Source organism: Pseudocitrobacter sp. CD920760 (assembly GCF_057782505.1).
Genome location: NZ_CM173490.1, coordinates 1,573,272 through 1,586,831 on the forward strand (window position 1 = coordinate 1,573,272; position 13,560 = coordinate 1,586,831).

Consider the following 13,560-nt stretch of genomic DNA (forward strand, 5'->3'; position numbering starts at 1 on the left):
TTTGGCATCTGAGATTGATGACAAACGCAACATTGCCTGATGCGCTACGCTTATCAGGCCTACAAGGTTTCTGCAATATATTGAATTTGCATCATTTTGTAGGCCGGATAAGGCGTTTACGCCGCATCCGGCATCTGTCAGGCTTCAGCGGCCACACGACGGGCGCGGAATTTCAGCGCCTGATAGAGCCAAATCACCAGCACGGCACCTACGCAGGCCAGCGCGCCCCAGGTTATCTCGCTAAAGACGCCGATGTAGGCGTCGATAGCGTAGTTCACCGCGCCCGCCGCATCGAAGGCGCTTTGCGAGGTCTGGTCGGCAATCACGCCCGCCAGATAGTTGGCAATCGCCCCGGACAGCAGCATGTAGATCCCGGTCAGGACGCCGGTTACGCCGGGAATTTCAATACGCGTAATTTGCGACATGGCGACCGGGTCGATAAACAGTTCGGCAAAGCCCATCACTGCCATCCCCAGCACCATCAGTGGCATAGAGGAGTGACCGTAGGCCGCCGACCAGCGTGCGCTGAGAGTCAGAATGCAGAAGCCTGCGCTCATCAGCCCTAAACCCAGGGCGAATTTGCCCCAGATACGCACGGTACGGTTACCGCTCACGCCTTCTTTAATCAGCCACGCCAGCACCACGCCGCACAGCATCACTGCAAAGCCGTTCACCGACTGGAACATGGCGGTAGGGACCTCATAACCGAAGATATCGCGATTCACGAAACGGTCGATGTACAGGCTAATGGAACTGCCGCCCTGCTGCGCGAAGGCCCAGAACAGCATGCTGAAGAAAGTCAGCACCACAATCAGCCCCAGCTCTTTACGCTGTTTGCTGTTTTCCGCTTTGGTGTAAATCTTAGCCAGCACACACAGGCCAATTATCGTCGCGACAATCAGCGCATACACCGACCACTCTTTCCAGAACAGAACGGTGATCAGTAACGGCGTGGCAACCAGCAGCACCAGCAGCCAGCCCCAGTTTGGTAGACCAAACTGGCGTGCATGCAGCGCCGCTTTATTGACGCCCGCCGTATGGGTGAAGTGACGATTACCGCACAGGAAAATCACCAGCCCGGCCAGCATACCAATGGCCGCCAGCGCAAAGCCCATCGCCCAGCTATACTCCTGCTGCACGTAGCCGCAGGCGATGGGGGCGACAATTGAACCGATGTTCCCCGCGGCGTACAGCAGTGAAAATCCCCCGTCGCGACGCGGATCTTCCGGGTGATACAGCTCACCGAGCAGGCAACTGACGTTAGATTTAAACAACCCATAACCGCAGACAATGATCGCCAGCGACAGATAGAGGAACACCGGCGCCATTTCGCTGGCACCCAGCACCAGGTGACCCACCACCATCAGGAACGCGCCGATCATCACGGCCATACGGTTTCCTAATAGCTTATCGGCCAGAAAACCGCCGAGGATAGGCGTTACATAGACCAGCGAACAGTACGCGCTGAACAGCGCATAGGCGTGGTTATCATCGTACTTAAGCTGGTTGGTGAGATACAGAATCAGCAGTGCGCGCATGCCGTAAAAACTGAAGTATTCCCAAATTTGCAGGGCGACAACGTAGTAAATCGCTCGCGGCTGTGACGTGTTCATAGTGCTCTAACCTCGGTTCTATCGGGCATCTCAGCGCCGGATAGATTTGTTTTCGTAATGTATTTTTGCGAAGCAGCTCAAAATATTTATGTAATATGCTGTCTGTTTGCATAAATATACAGGATATCGTTCAGGTAAAGAAAAGTAATTTGTGTGATTAAATGTTGAAAAGGGCAAGTTTGACGCACGATTTCGACTACAAAGAATGGGTTATCGACGTCAGGCGCAGAGGACGCTATTTTAGTCTGTGATACGACATTCGCGCACAAGGGAGCGATGATGAAAAATACCGAGCTGGAACAACTGATTAACGACAAACTCGGCAGCGCCGCCTTCAGCGACTATGCGCCAAATGGCTTACAGGTCGAAGGTCGCGAAGAGATTCAAAAAATTGCCACCGGGGTGACCGCCAGCCAGGCGCTGATTGACGAAGCGGTTCGCCAGCAGGCTGACGCGGTTATCGTCCACCATGGCTACTTCTGGAAAGGCGAATCGCCGGTGATTCGCGGCATGAAGCGCAACCGCCTGAAAGCGTTGCTCAGCAATGACATCAACCTTTTTGGCTGGCATTTACCGCTGGACGCGCACCCGGAGCTGGGTAACAACGTGCAGCTGGCGCAATTGCTGGGCATCAATGTTATGGGCGAAATTGAGCCGCTGGTACCGTGGGGCGAGCTCTCCATGCCGGTTTCCGGGCTTGAACTGGCTTCGTGGATTGAAGCGCGCCTGGGGCGTAAACCGCTGTGGAGCGGCGATACCGGGCCGGATAAAGTAACCCGCGTGGCGTGGTGTACCGGCGGCGGACAGGGCTTTATCGATAGCGCCGCCCGTTTTGGTGTGGATGCGTTTATTACCGGTGAGGTTTCCGAGCAAACCATCCACTCCGCCCGCGAGCAGGGGCTGCATTTTTATGCGGCAGGGCATCACGCCACTGAACGCGGCGGCATTCGCGCATTAAGCGAGTGGCTGAATGAAACGACCGATCTGGATGTGACCTTTGTCGACATCCCTAATCCGGCCTGATTAAAGAGGGTAAAGAGTGCAGCGAGCGCGTTGTTATCTATTAGGGGAAACGGCTGTGGTGCTCGAACTCGAGCCACCGGTCACCCTGACGAGCCAGAAAAGAATCTGGCGATTAACTCAGCGTCTGGCTGAGCAACCGGACGTGGTGGAAGCCATTCCGGGCATGAACAACATTACGGTGATTCTGCGTAACCCGCAGGAGCTGGCCCTCGATGCCATTGAGCGTTTACAGCGCTGGTGGGAGGAGAGTGACGCGCTGGAGCCGGAATCCCGCTATATCGAAATTCCGGTAATTTACGGCGGTGAGCAGGGGCCCGATCTCAATGAGGTCGCGCAGCATAGCGGTCTAACGCCAAAGCAGGTCGTTGAACTGCACTCATCGGTGGATTACGTGGTGTGGTTCCTCGGCTTCCAGCCGGGCTTCCCGTACCTTGGCGGCCTGCCGGAACAACTCGCCATGCCGCGTCGTGCCGAACCGCGTTTGTTGGTTCCAGCGGGATCGGTTGGGATCGGCGGCGCGCAAACCGGGATCTACCCGCTCGCGACGCCGGGTGGCTGGCAGCTGATTGGCCTGACCTCGCAGCCGTTGTTTGATCCACATAAAGACGATCCGGTGCTGTTACGCCCCGGCGATACCTTGCGCTTTGTGCCGCAAAAGGAGGGCGTATGCTAAAACTCATTCGCGCCGGGCTTTATACCTCGGTACAGGACAGCGGGCGAGAAGGGCTGAGGCAGTCGGGGATCAGCCGCTGCGGCGCGCTGGATAAACCCGCGTTGATCACCGCTAACCTGCTGGTGGGCAATGACGCCAACGCTGCGGCACTGGAAATCACCCTTGGGCAGGTCAGCGTTGAATTTACCCGCGACGGCTGGTTTGCCTTAACCGGCGCAGGCTGCGATGCGCAGCTGGATGATAAACCGGTCTGGAGCGGCTGGCGGCAGTGGGCAAAAGCCGGGCAGCAGTTAGTCCTCAAACGCCCCGTCCACGGTATTCGTAGCTATCTTGCGGTAGCGGGTGGCATTGATGTTCCGCTGGTGCTGGGGTCGCGCAGTACCGACCTGAAAGTGGGCGTTGGTGGCCTGGAAGGGCGGCGATTGCAGGATGGCGATACACTGCCGCTGGGTGAAGCATTGCGCCAGTTCGACGGGCCGCAGGGCGTGAAACAGTTGCAGCACAGCAACCGCATCCGTGCGCTGCCGGGGCCGGAATATCACGAATTCGATAAGGCGTCCCAGGAAGCATTCTGGCGTTCACCGTGGCAGCTGAGCCCGCAAAGCAACCGCATGGGTTATCGCCTGCAAGGGCAACCACTGATGCGCCAGACCGATCGCGAAATGTATTCGCACGGCCTGCTGCCGGGTGTGGTGCAGGTGCCGCATAACGGCCAGCCGATTGTGCTGATGAACGACGCGCAAACCACCGGCGGCTATCCGCGCATTGCCTGCATTATCGAAGCCGATATGTATCAGCTGGCGCAAATTCCCCTCGGGCAACCGATCCACTTCGTTCCCAGTACGCTGGAAGAGGCGCTAAAAGCGCGCAACGATCAGCAGCGTTATCTGGAACAACTGGCATGGCGACTGAACGATGCTCATTGATTTAAATGCCGATTTAGGTGAAGGCTGCGGCAGCGATGCCGCCCTGTTACAACTGGTCTCTTCCGCCAATATCGCCTGCGGCTTCCACGCGGGCGATGCGCAAACCATGGTTGAAAGCGTGCGTGAGGCGCTGAAAAACGGCGTCGCGATTGGCGCACATCCCAGCTTCCCTGACCGCGAAAACTTTGGCCGCACGGCAATGCAGTTGCCGCCGGAAACGGTCTACGCCCAGACGCTGTATCAAATTGGCGCGCTGGATGCCATTACCCGCGCGCAGGGCGGTACCCTGCGCCATGTAAAACCGCACGGCATGCTCTATAACCAGGCGGCCAAAGATCCACAGCTGGCGGATGCCATCGCCCGCGCGGTGCATGACTGCTCGCCATCGCTGGTTTTAGTGGGCCTGGCGGGTAGCGAATTGATTCGGGCAGGCGAACATTACGGGCTGGTCACGCGCCAGGAAGTGTTTGCCGACCGGGGTTATCAGGACGATGGCAGCCTGGTGCCGCGCAGCCAGCCGGGCGCACTCATCAGCGATGAAGAGCAGGCGCTGGCGCAAACGCTGGAGATGGTGGAATCAGGACGGGTGAAAAGCATTAACGGCATCTGGACGCCGGTAACGGCACAAACGGTATGTCTGCACGGTGACGGGGAACACGCACTTCTTTTTGCCCGCCGCTTGCGTCGCGCTTTTGACGAGCGCAGTATAAAAATTAGCGCTTAAGCGCATATAACTAGATATTTTACAACAACATAACATATGACAGGGTGGAGAGTATGGGAGAGATAGTATCTCTCTGGCCGCTGATGGGTATCGCCGTCATTGTGGCTGGATTTTTATTGCGTTTTAACCCGGTACTGGTGGTGATTGCCGCCGGTATCGTCACCGGTCTGGCGGCGCATATGCCGCTGCTGACTATCCTCGAAAAGCTCGGTGAGGGCTTTCTCAACACACGTAACCTGCCGTTTATTCTGCTGGTGCCGCTGGCGGTTATCGGCCTGCTTGAACGTCACGGCCTGAAAGAGCGCGCTCAGGCGTGGATTGCCAAAATTCACAGTGCGACCGCCGGACGCTTGCTGGTGGTCTATCTCTTCGTGCGTGAAGCCACGGCGGCGCTGGGGCTGACCAGCCTCGGCGGGCATCCGCAAATGGTGCGTCCGTTGCTGGCGCCGATGGCGGAAGGCGCGGCGGAGAAGACGCATGGTGAACTACCTGGGGCGGTGCGTTATCGCCTGCGCGCGATGTCGGCGGCGACCGATAACGTCGGGCTGTTCTTTGGTGAAGATATCTTCGTGGCTTTCGGCGCGGTGATCTTCATGCATAACTTTATGCTGGAGTCGGGCGGTATTCAGACCGAACCGCTGCACATCGCCCTGTGGGGTATCCCTACCGCATTGTGTGCGTTCCTGATCCACGGCGCCCGGATGTGGCGGCTGGATAATTATCTGCAACGCGAAGTGGCGAAAGCCCATGCGGCGGCAGCCAGGGGAGACGCATAATGCATTTTCAACAAAGTTACCTCTACTGGCTGGCGGGGATCGTACTGCTGATTGTGGCGCTGATGTCCTGGGGCGATAAAGCCAACCCGCGCCGTCTGACGACGGGCCTTTTCTGGGGCGTCTACGGCCTGCTGTTTTTACTCGGCGACTGGGCTTATGAACTGGTTGGCGAGAAGCGTACGGTGCATATCGCGGTTGGCGCGGCGGTGGTGCTGATGGCGCTGATTGCCGGTTTCGGCGGCGTACGTTTGGGGAGCTATTCTCAGCGCACGCAGAAACAGCGTGAAGAGAGCGCCAGCCGTCTGGGGAACCGTCTTTTCTATCCGGCGCTGGCGATCCCGGTGGTGACCGTTATCGGCGTGCTGTTGTTTAACAACGTGCCGGGCTTACAGACCTCGCTGTTTGGCGAAGGCAATCACTCCACGCTGGTCACGCTTTTCTCGATGACCGTCGGCACGCTGATTGGTCTGGCAATGGCAATTAAAATGACCCACGAGCGCGTGCATCAACCGATTCAGGAAGCCCGTCGCCTGCTGGACTCTATCGGCTGGGCGTTTATTCTGCCGCAGATCCTGGCGACCCTAGGCCTGCTGTTTACCGCCGCAGGCGTAGGCGAAGGGATTTCGTGGTTGACCAAAACCTATCTTGCGGTCGACAGCCGATTCATTGCCGTGGCGGTCTATACCATTGGCATGGCCTTGTTAACGATGGTGATGGGCAACGCCTTTGCGGCCTTCCCGATTGTCACTGCGGGGATAGGCATTCCGATCCTGGTGTTGCAGCACGGCGGCAACCCGGCGGTGATGGCGGCGATTGGTATGTTCTCAGGCTACTGCGGTACGCTGATGACGCCGATGGCGGCGAACTTCAATATCGTTCCGGCAGCATTGCTGGAACTGCCGGATAAAAACGCGGTGATCAAAGCGCAGGTGCCGACGGGCGTGCTGTTGCTGCTGGTTAACGTTTTCCTGCTCTATTTCCTGATGTTCCTGTAAGGAGTGCAAATGCGCACAGTATTAATCACCGGGTTCGAGCCGTTTGATGGCGAAGCGGTTAACCCTTCATGGGAAGTCGTTTCGCGTCTTGATAATGCTATCATCGGCGGGTGCCGCGTCGTGGCGCGTCAGCTGCCGTGCGTCTTTGGCGAAGTGCTGATTGAACTGAACGCGGCCATCGATTCGCTCTCGCCAACGCTTGTACTGAGCGTTGGCCAGGCCGGTGGGCGCATGGATATCAGCGTTGAGCGCGTGGCGATTAACGTCGATGACGCCCGCATTCCGGACAATCGGGGCAACCAGCCGGTCGATACGCCGATTGTGGCGAGTGGCCCGGCAGCGTGGTTTAGTTCGCTGCCGATCAAAGCCATCGTGAGCGCGCTGCGCGAGGCGGGTATTCCCGCGTCGGTGTCGCAAACGGCGGGCACTTTCGTGTGTAATCACGTGATGTATGGTCTGTTGCATAAACTGAGCGGTATACCGGAAGCGAAGGGCGGTTTTATCCATATTCCGTATCTGCCGCAGCAGGCGGCGGCGCATCCTGGTGCGCCGAGCATGGCGGCGGAAACCGTACGTCAGGGCCTGGAGCTGGCGATTGCCACTGCCTTGCAGGTGGAAAACGATATTCAGGTTACCGGCGGTGCAACGCATTAACAAAGGATGACATTATGCCTGAAGGCCCGGAGATCCGCCGCGCGGCGGATAGCCTGGAGGCAGCTGTTAAAGGCAACCCCCTCACTGAGGTGTGGTTTGCCTTCGAACAACTGAAACCTTATGAATCTCAGCTGGTGGGGCAGCGCATTACCCATATCGAAACGCGCGGTAAGGCGCTTCTCACCCACTTCTCAAACGGACTGACGCTCTACAGCCATAATCAGCTCTACGGTGTATGGCGAGTGGTGGACGCGAATTCCGTGCCGCAAACCACGCGCGTTTTGCGTGTGAAGCTGCAAACGGCGGATAAAGCGATCCTGCTTTACAGCGCCTCGGACATCGAGATGTTAACGCCCGAGCAACTGACCACGCATCCGTTTTTACAGCGCGTTGGGCCGGATGTGCTCGACCTTAAGCTGACGGAAGCCGATGTTAAAGCGCGTTTGTTATCGCCACGTTTTCGCAATCGTCAGTTTTCCGGATTGTTACTGGACCAGGCGTTTCTCGCCGGGTTAGGGAATTACCTGCGCGTTGAGATTCTCTGGCAGACGCAGCTTGCCCCTCAACGTAAAGCCTCGCAGCTTTCTGATGCACAGCTTGATGCGCTGGCGCAGGCGTTGCTGGCTATCCCGCGGCTGTCGTACAACACGCGCGGGCGGGTAGATGAAAATAAACATCACGGCGCGCTGTTCCGCTTTAAGGTATTTCATCGTGATGGCGAAGCGTGCGAGCGGTGTGGGGGAGTGATTGAGAAGACGACGATGTCGTCGAGGCCGTTTTACTGGTGCCCGAATTGCCAGAAGTAGGGTGGTTTTTGCCGGATGCGGCTTTTGCCTTATCTGGCCTACAAGGGCGATGAATGGTGGTTATCCGGCACAAAAAAAGCGCCCGCAGGCGCTTTTTTCACATCCAGACCGATTAATGCTTAAGGTCTGATTTAAAATCGCGTTTTTCGTAGCCGGTGTACAGCTGACGAGGACGGGCGATTTTCATGCCTTCGCTGTGCATTTCATTCCAGTGCGCAATCCAGCCCACGGTACGCGCCATCGCGAAGATAACGGTAAACATGGAGGACGGAATGCCCATCGCTTTCAGGATGATACCGGAGTAGAAGTCCACGTTCGGGTAGAGTTTCTTCTCGATGAAGTACGGGTCGTTCAGCGCGATGTGTTCCAGCTCCATCGCCACTTCCAGCAGGTCATCTTTGGTACCCAGCTCTTTCAGCACTTCATGGCAGGTTTCACGCATCACGGTGGCGCGCGGGTCATAGTTTTTGTAAACACGGTGACCGAAGCCCATCAGGCGGAAAGAATCATTCTTATCTTTCGCACGGCGCACGAATTCCGGAATGTGTTCAACAGAGCTGATCTCTTCCAGCATTTTCAGCGCCGCTTCGTTGGCGCCGCCGTGTGCCGGCCCCCACAAGGAAGCAATACCGGCTGCGATACAGGCGAACGGGTTCGCGCCGGAGGAGCCTGCGGTACGCACGGTAGAGGTAGAGGCGTTCTGTTCGTGGTCAGCGTGCAGGATCAGAATACGGTCCATTGCGCGTTCCAGAATCGGGTTCACTTCGTACGGTTCGCACGGTGTGGAGAACATCATGTTCAGGAAGTTGCCCGCGTAGGAGAGGTCGTTGCGCGGGTAAACGAACGGCTGGCCGATGGAATATTTGTAACACATCGCGGCCATGGTCGGCATTTTGGACAGCAGACGGAATGCGGCGATATCGCGATGACGCGGGTTATTCACGTCCAGCGAGTCGTGGTAGAACGCCGCTAACGCGCCGGTGATCCCGCACATTACCGCCATCGGGTGAGAGTCGCGACGGAACGCGTGGAACAGACGGGTGATCTGCTCGTGGATCATGGTGTGGCGAGTCACGGTGGTTTTGAATTCGTCATACTCTGCCTGCGTCGGTTTCTCACCGTGCAGCAGGATGTAGCAAACTTCGAGGTAGTTAGATTCAGTGGCTAACTGGTCAATCGGAAAACCGCGGTGCAGCAGGATGCCTTCATCACCATCAATAAATGTGATTTTGGATTCGCAGGATGCGGTAGAGGTGAAACCAGGGTCAAAAGTAAAAATACCCTTTGAACCAAGACTACGGATATCAATAACATCCTCACCGAGCGTGCCTTTTAGCACATCCAGTTCGATAGCAGTGTCACCACCGAGGGTGATTTTTGCCTTTGTATCAGCCATTTACGGTCTCCTTAGCGCCTTATTGCTTAAGACTGCCGGCTACCTGGTTTGCATTCAAAAGATATTTCGACGTTACCACTTTGTTATTTGGCTCAAGGCTCTGCTGCAGAGGTGGAACCAGGGTACAGAGCAAATGGCGCTTGACGGTATGCGTCTAATCTACAGTGAAACAACAGCAAATCAGGGTATTAGCAGTCCGAATATTCAAACCTGTCTATCACTAATAACTTTCCTGATAACTTTGGTCAATAGCAGCACACTGTTACATAACTTATTATCAGGTGAAAGAGTGACCCCATAACTTTTGGGCATTATATGCTTTTTCAGGTGATGGTTGTAACAATAATGTTTAATATTTGTCAAATCACGTGATTAATTTTTAAAATATTGTTGTAATCGTGACGCTGATCACTGTTCAGCATAAAACCCGACAAACTATATGTAGGTTAATTGTAATGATTTTGTGAACAGCCTATACTGCCGCCAGGTCTCCGGAACACCCTGCAATCCCGAGCCACCCAGCGTTGTAACGCGTCGATTTAGCATCTGGAAGCAGATTTTTATATGACGCAAAGTTATAGATAAGGACGCTGTCTGACCCGCAAGCAGACCGGAGGAAAGGAAACAATAAGAACAGCATGTGGGCGTTATTCATGATAAGAAATGTGAAAAAACAAAGACCTGTCAACCTGGACCTACAAACGATCCGGTTCCCAATCACGGCGATAGCGTCCATTCTCCATCGCGTCTCCGGAGTCATAACGTTTGTGGCTGTCGGTATTCTGCTTTGGCTGCTGGGCACCAGTCTCTCCTCTCCGGAAGGCTTCCTTTATGCGTCATCCATTATGGGCAGCTTCTTCGTTAAATTCATTATGTGGGGCATCCTGACGGCGTTGGCTTATCACGCCATCGTGGGGATTCGCCATCTGCTGATGGATTTTGGCTATCTGGAAGAAACCCTCGAAGCAGGTAAGCGCTCCGCCAAAATTTCTTTTGTTATTACTGTCGTGCTTTCAATTCTTGCAGGAGTCCTCGTATGGTAAGCAACGCCTCAGCATTAGGACGCAACGGCGTACATGACTTCATCCTGGTACGTGCCACCGCCATCGTCCTGACTCTGTACATCATCTACATGGTTGGTTTTTTCGCGACGAGCGGCGACCTCACCTGGGAAGTCTGGAGTGGTTTCTTCTCCTCTGCGTTCACCAAAGTGTTCACCTTGTTGGCCCTGTTTTCTATCCTGATTCATGCCTGGATTGGCATGTGGCAGGTGCTGACCGACTACGTTAAACCGCTGGCACTGCGCATGGTGCTGCAACTGGCAATCGTTGTTGCGCTGGTGGTTTACGTCATTTATGGATTTGTTGTGGTGTGGGGTGTGTAATGAAACTGCCAGTAAGAGAATTTGATGCTGTTGTAATTGGTGCCGGTGGCGCGGGTATGCGTGCGGCACTGCAAATTTCCCAGAGCGGCCAGACCTGTGCGCTGCTCTCTAAAGTTTTCCCAACCCGTTCGCATACCGTTTCCGCGCAGGGTGGTATCACCGTAGCGCTGGGTAACACCCATGAAGATAACTGGGAATGGCACATGTACGACACCGTAAAAGGGTCGGACTACATTGGTGACCAGGACGCGATCGAGTATATGTGTAAAACCGGCCCGGAAGCGATTCTGGAGCTGGAACATATGGGCCTGCCGTTTTCCCGTCTGGACGATGGCAAAATTTATCAGCGTCCGTTCGGCGGCCAGTCGAAAAACTTCGGCGGCGAGCAGGCGGCACGTACTGCGGCAGCGGCTGACCGTACCGGTCACGCACTGCTGCACACGCTTTATCAGCAGAACCTGAAAAACCACACCACGATTTTCTCTGAGTGGTACGCGCTGGATCTGGTGAAAAACGCCGATGGCGCAGTGGTCGGGTGTACCGCGCTGTGTATCGAAACCGGTGAAGTGGTTTACTTCAAAGCCAATGCCACCGTGCTGGCGACCGGCGGCGCAGGCCGTATCTATCAGTCCACCACTAACGCGCATATCAACACCGGTGACGGCGTCGGTATGGCCCTGCGTGCCGGTGTTCCGGTGCAGGATATGGAAATGTGGCAGTTCCACCCAACCGGTATCGCCGGTGCGGGCGTGCTGGTGACAGAAGGCTGCCGTGGTGAAGGTGGTTACCTGCTGAACAAACACGGCGAGCGCTTCATGGAGCGTTATGCGCCGAATGCGAAAGACCTGGCGGGTCGTGACGTGGTGGCGCGTTCCATCATGATCGAAATCCGTGAAGGTCGTGGCTGCGACGGTCCGTGGGGCCCGCACGCGAAACTGAAACTTGACCACCTGGGTAAAGAAGTCCTGGAATCCCGTCTGCCGGGCATCCTTGAGCTTTCTCGCACCTTCGCCCACGTCGACCCGGTGAAAGAGCCGATTCCGGTAATTCCAACCTGCCATTACATGATGGGCGGTATTCCGACCAAAGTGACAGGCCAGGCGCTGACCGTAAACGAGCAGGGCGAAGATGTAGTGATCCCTGGGCTGTTCGCAGTGGGCGAAATTGCCTGCGTATCCGTACACGGTGCTAACCGTCTGGGCGGTAACTCGCTGCTTGACCTGGTGGTATTTGGCCGTGCGGCGGGCCTGCATCTGCAGGAGTCTATCGCTGAGCAGGGCGCATTGCGCGATGCCACTGAAGAAGAGATTGACGCTTCTCTGGAACGTCTGAATCGCTGGAATGGCAACCGCGACGGTGAAGATCCGGTTGAAATTCGTAAAGCGCTTCAGGAATGCATGCAGCATAACTTCTCGGTATTCCGTGAAGGTGATGCGATGGCGAAAGGTCTTGAGCAACTGAAAGTGATTCGTGAGCGTCTGAAAAATGCCCGTCTGGACGACACTTCCAGCGAATTTAACACCCAGCGTGTTGAGTGCCTGGAGCTGGATAACCTGATGGAAACCGCTTACGCGACTGCTGTTTCCGCGAACTTCCGTACCGAGAGCCGTGGCGCGCATAGCCGCTTCGACTATCCGGATCGTGACGACGCAAACTGGCTGTGCCATTCCCTGTATCTGCCAGAGTCTGAGTCCATGACGCGTCGTAGCGTCAATATGGAACCAAAACTGCGTCCGGCGTTCCCGCCGAAGATTCGTACTTATTAATGCGGAGACAGGTCAATGAAACTCGAATTTTCAATTTATCGTTATAACCCGGATGTCGATGACGCTCCGCGCATGCAGGAATACACCCTGGAAGGCGAAGAAGGGCGCGACATGATGCTGCTGGATGCGCTCATCCAGCTGAAAGAGAAAGACCCAAGTCTGTCGTTCCGCCGCTCCTGCCGTGAAGGGGTTTGTGGTTCCGATGGCCTGAACATGAACGGCAAAAACGGTCTGGCCTGCATCACGCCAATTTCGGCGCTGGGCAATGGCAAACAGAAGATTGTTATCCGTCCGCTGCCAGGTTTACCAGTCATTCGTGATTTGGTGGTAGACATGGGGCAATTCTATGCACAATATGAGAAGATTAAGCCTTACTTGTTGAATAATGGGCAAAATCCTCCTGCTCGCGAGCACCTCCAGGGGCCAGAGCAGCGTGAAAAACTCGATGGGTTGTACGAGTGTATCCTGTGTGCATGTTGCTCGACGTCCTGCCCATCGTTCTGGTGGAACCCGGATAAGTTTATCGGCCCGGCAGGTCTGTTGGCGGCGTACCGCTTCCTGATTGACAGCCGTGATACCGAAACCGACAGCCGCCTTGATGGCCTGAGTGACGCTTTCAGCGTATTCCGCTGCCATAGCATCATGAACTGCGTCAGTGTATGTCCGAAGGGGCTGAACCCGACGCGTGCGATTGGTCATATTAAGTCAATGTTGTTGCAGCGCAGTGCGTAAGTAATAACGCCCTTATCCGGCCTACAAGTGAGTACCCGTAGGCCTGATAAGCGCAGCGCCATCAGGCGTAACAAAGATATGCAGGAAACCTC

General features: G+C 55.7%; 15 protein-coding genes. 12 read left to right on the top strand and 3 right to left on the bottom strand.

The annotated features are described in order from the left end of the window. Positions 1 to 137: 137 nt before the first annotated feature. Positions 138 to 1,613: a dipeptide permease DtpD gene (gene dtpD, locus AC1MKH_RS07115; protein ID WP_276218363.1), complete on the bottom strand. Its 1,476-nt coding sequence runs from the start codon at positions 1,611 to 1,613 to the stop codon at positions 138 to 140. A 279-nt stretch (positions 1,614 to 1,892) separates the two neighbouring features. Here dtpD and AC1MKH_RS07120 point away from each other — a divergent pair, with 279 nt between their 5' ends. From AC1MKH_RS07120 to nei, 8 genes are read left to right on the top strand one after another with little or no spacing between them, the layout of a single operon-like run. Beyond that, positions 1,893 to 2,636 (top strand): type 2 GTP cyclohydrolase I, encoded by a 744-nt coding sequence (locus AC1MKH_RS07120; protein ID WP_327621809.1) that lies wholly within the window; start codon positions 1,893 to 1,895, stop codon positions 2,634 to 2,636. Between the two features lie 16 nt (positions 2,637 to 2,652). Further along, positions 2,653 to 3,309 carry a 5-oxoprolinase subunit PxpB gene (gene pxpB / locus AC1MKH_RS07125; protein ID WP_276218362.1) on the top strand — a complete coding sequence of 219 codons (657 nt, stop codon included), beginning with the start codon at positions 2,653 to 2,655 and terminating at the stop codon, positions 3,307 to 3,309. After that, positions 3,303 to 4,235 (top strand): 5-oxoprolinase subunit PxpC, encoded by a 933-nt coding sequence (gene pxpC, locus AC1MKH_RS07130; RefSeq protein WP_276218360.1) that lies wholly within the window; start codon positions 3,303 to 3,305, stop codon positions 4,233 to 4,235. Before pxpB ends, pxpC begins: the two co-directional genes overlap by 7 nt. Continuing rightward, positions 4,225 to 4,959, top strand: a complete 735-nt coding sequence (gene pxpA / locus AC1MKH_RS07135) for a 5-oxoprolinase subunit PxpA (RefSeq protein ID WP_276218358.1) — start codon at positions 4,225 to 4,227, stop codon at positions 4,957 to 4,959. The genes pxpC and pxpA overlap by 11 nt, the downstream gene beginning before the upstream one ends. 53 nt (positions 4,960 to 5,012) lie before the next feature. Then, positions 5,013 to 5,735, top strand: a complete 723-nt coding sequence (locus tag AC1MKH_RS07140) for a DUF969 domain-containing protein (RefSeq protein ID WP_149464423.1) — start codon at positions 5,013 to 5,015, stop codon at positions 5,733 to 5,735. Continuing rightward, on the top strand, positions 5,735 to 6,730 hold the full coding sequence (locus tag AC1MKH_RS07145) for a DUF979 domain-containing protein (protein WP_276218355.1): 996 nt from the start codon (positions 5,735 to 5,737) through the stop codon (positions 6,728 to 6,730). The genes AC1MKH_RS07140 and AC1MKH_RS07145 overlap by 1 nt, the downstream gene beginning before the upstream one ends. 9 nt (positions 6,731 to 6,739) lie before the next feature. After that, positions 6,740 to 7,384, top strand: a complete 645-nt coding sequence (gene pcp / locus AC1MKH_RS07150; RefSeq protein ID WP_276218353.1) for a pyroglutamyl-peptidase I — start codon at positions 6,740 to 6,742, stop codon at positions 7,382 to 7,384. Positions 7,385 to 7,398: 14 nt separating this feature from the next. Then, positions 7,399 to 8,190 carry an endonuclease VIII gene (gene nei / locus AC1MKH_RS07155; RefSeq protein WP_276218352.1) on the top strand — a complete coding sequence of 264 codons (792 nt, stop codon included), beginning with the start codon at positions 7,399 to 7,401 and terminating at the stop codon, positions 8,188 to 8,190. Positions 8,191 to 8,302: 112 nt separating this feature from the next. Here nei and AC1MKH_RS07160 read toward each other — a convergent pair whose 3' ends face one another. Next, complete coding sequence (locus AC1MKH_RS07160) at positions 8,303 to 9,586, bottom strand: citrate synthase (protein ID WP_276218350.1); 1,284 nt, start codon at positions 9,584 to 9,586, stop codon at positions 8,303 to 8,305. A gap of 204 nt (positions 9,587 to 9,790) precedes the next feature. Next, complete coding sequence (locus AC1MKH_RS07165) at positions 9,791 to 9,898, bottom strand: hypothetical protein (protein ID WP_442961864.1); 108 nt, start codon at positions 9,896 to 9,898, stop codon at positions 9,791 to 9,793. A gap of 326 nt (positions 9,899 to 10,224) precedes the next feature. Here AC1MKH_RS07165 and sdhC point away from each other — a divergent pair, with 326 nt between their 5' ends. Genes sdhC through sdhB form a run of 4 tightly spaced genes read left to right on the top strand, consistent with a single transcriptional unit; the run spans position 10,225 to position 13,468 of the window. Beyond that, on the top strand, positions 10,225 to 10,629 hold the full coding sequence (gene sdhC / locus AC1MKH_RS07170) for a succinate dehydrogenase cytochrome b556 subunit (RefSeq protein ID WP_015965319.1): 405 nt from the start codon (positions 10,225 to 10,227) through the stop codon (positions 10,627 to 10,629). Continuing rightward, positions 10,623 to 10,970, top strand: coding sequence for a succinate dehydrogenase membrane anchor subunit (sdhD, locus tag AC1MKH_RS07175; protein WP_015965318.1), 348 nt, complete (start codon positions 10,623 to 10,625; stop codon positions 10,968 to 10,970). Before sdhC ends, sdhD begins: the two co-directional genes overlap by 7 nt. Further along, positions 10,970 to 12,736: a succinate dehydrogenase flavoprotein subunit gene (gene sdhA, locus AC1MKH_RS07180; protein WP_276218346.1), complete on the top strand. Its 1,767-nt coding sequence runs from the start codon at positions 10,970 to 10,972 to the stop codon at positions 12,734 to 12,736. Before sdhD ends, sdhA begins: the two co-directional genes overlap by 1 nt. Positions 12,737 to 12,751: 15 nt before the next feature. Next, entirely contained in the window at positions 12,752 to 13,468 is a 717-nt protein-coding gene (sdhB, locus tag AC1MKH_RS07185) for a succinate dehydrogenase iron-sulfur subunit SdhB (protein ID WP_015965316.1), read from the top strand. Positions 13,469 to 13,560 lie beyond the last annotated feature (92 nt).

Coding starts and splice junctions, on each gene's coding strand:
- AC1MKH_RS07160 (WP_276218350.1), bottom strand. CDS start 9,586: ATGGCTGATACAAAGGCAAAAATCACCCTCGGTGGTGACACTGCTATC.
- pxpC (WP_276218360.1), top strand. CDS start 3,303: ATGCTAAAACTCATTCGCGCCGGGCTTTATACCTCGGTACAGGACAGC.
- pxpA (WP_276218358.1), top strand. CDS start 4,225: ATGCTCATTGATTTAAATGCCGATTTAGGTGAAGGCTGCGGCAGCGAT.
- sdhD (WP_015965318.1), top strand. CDS start 10,623: ATGGTAAGCAACGCCTCAGCATTAGGACGCAACGGCGTACATGACTTC.
- dtpD (WP_276218363.1), bottom strand. CDS start 1,613: ATGAACACGTCACAGCCGCGAGCGATTTACTACGTTGTCGCCCTGCAA.
- nei (WP_276218352.1), top strand. CDS start 7,399: ATGCCTGAAGGCCCGGAGATCCGCCGCGCGGCGGATAGCCTGGAGGCA.
- pcp (WP_276218353.1), top strand. CDS start 6,740: ATGCGCACAGTATTAATCACCGGGTTCGAGCCGTTTGATGGCGAAGCG.
- AC1MKH_RS07145 (WP_276218355.1), top strand. CDS start 5,735: ATGCATTTTCAACAAAGTTACCTCTACTGGCTGGCGGGGATCGTACTG.
- sdhC (WP_015965319.1), top strand. CDS start 10,225: ATGTGGGCGTTATTCATGATAAGAAATGTGAAAAAACAAAGACCTGTC.
- AC1MKH_RS07120 (WP_327621809.1), top strand. CDS start 1,893: ATGAAAAATACCGAGCTGGAACAACTGATTAACGACAAACTCGGCAGC.
- sdhB (WP_015965316.1), top strand. CDS start 12,752: ATGAAACTCGAATTTTCAATTTATCGTTATAACCCGGATGTCGATGAC.
- AC1MKH_RS07140 (WP_149464423.1), top strand. CDS start 5,013: ATGGGAGAGATAGTATCTCTCTGGCCGCTGATGGGTATCGCCGTCATT.
- AC1MKH_RS07165 (WP_442961864.1), bottom strand. CDS start 9,898: ATGCCCAAAAGTTATGGGGTCACTCTTTCACCTGATAATAAGTTATGT.
- sdhA (WP_276218346.1), top strand. CDS start 10,970: ATGAAACTGCCAGTAAGAGAATTTGATGCTGTTGTAATTGGTGCCGGT.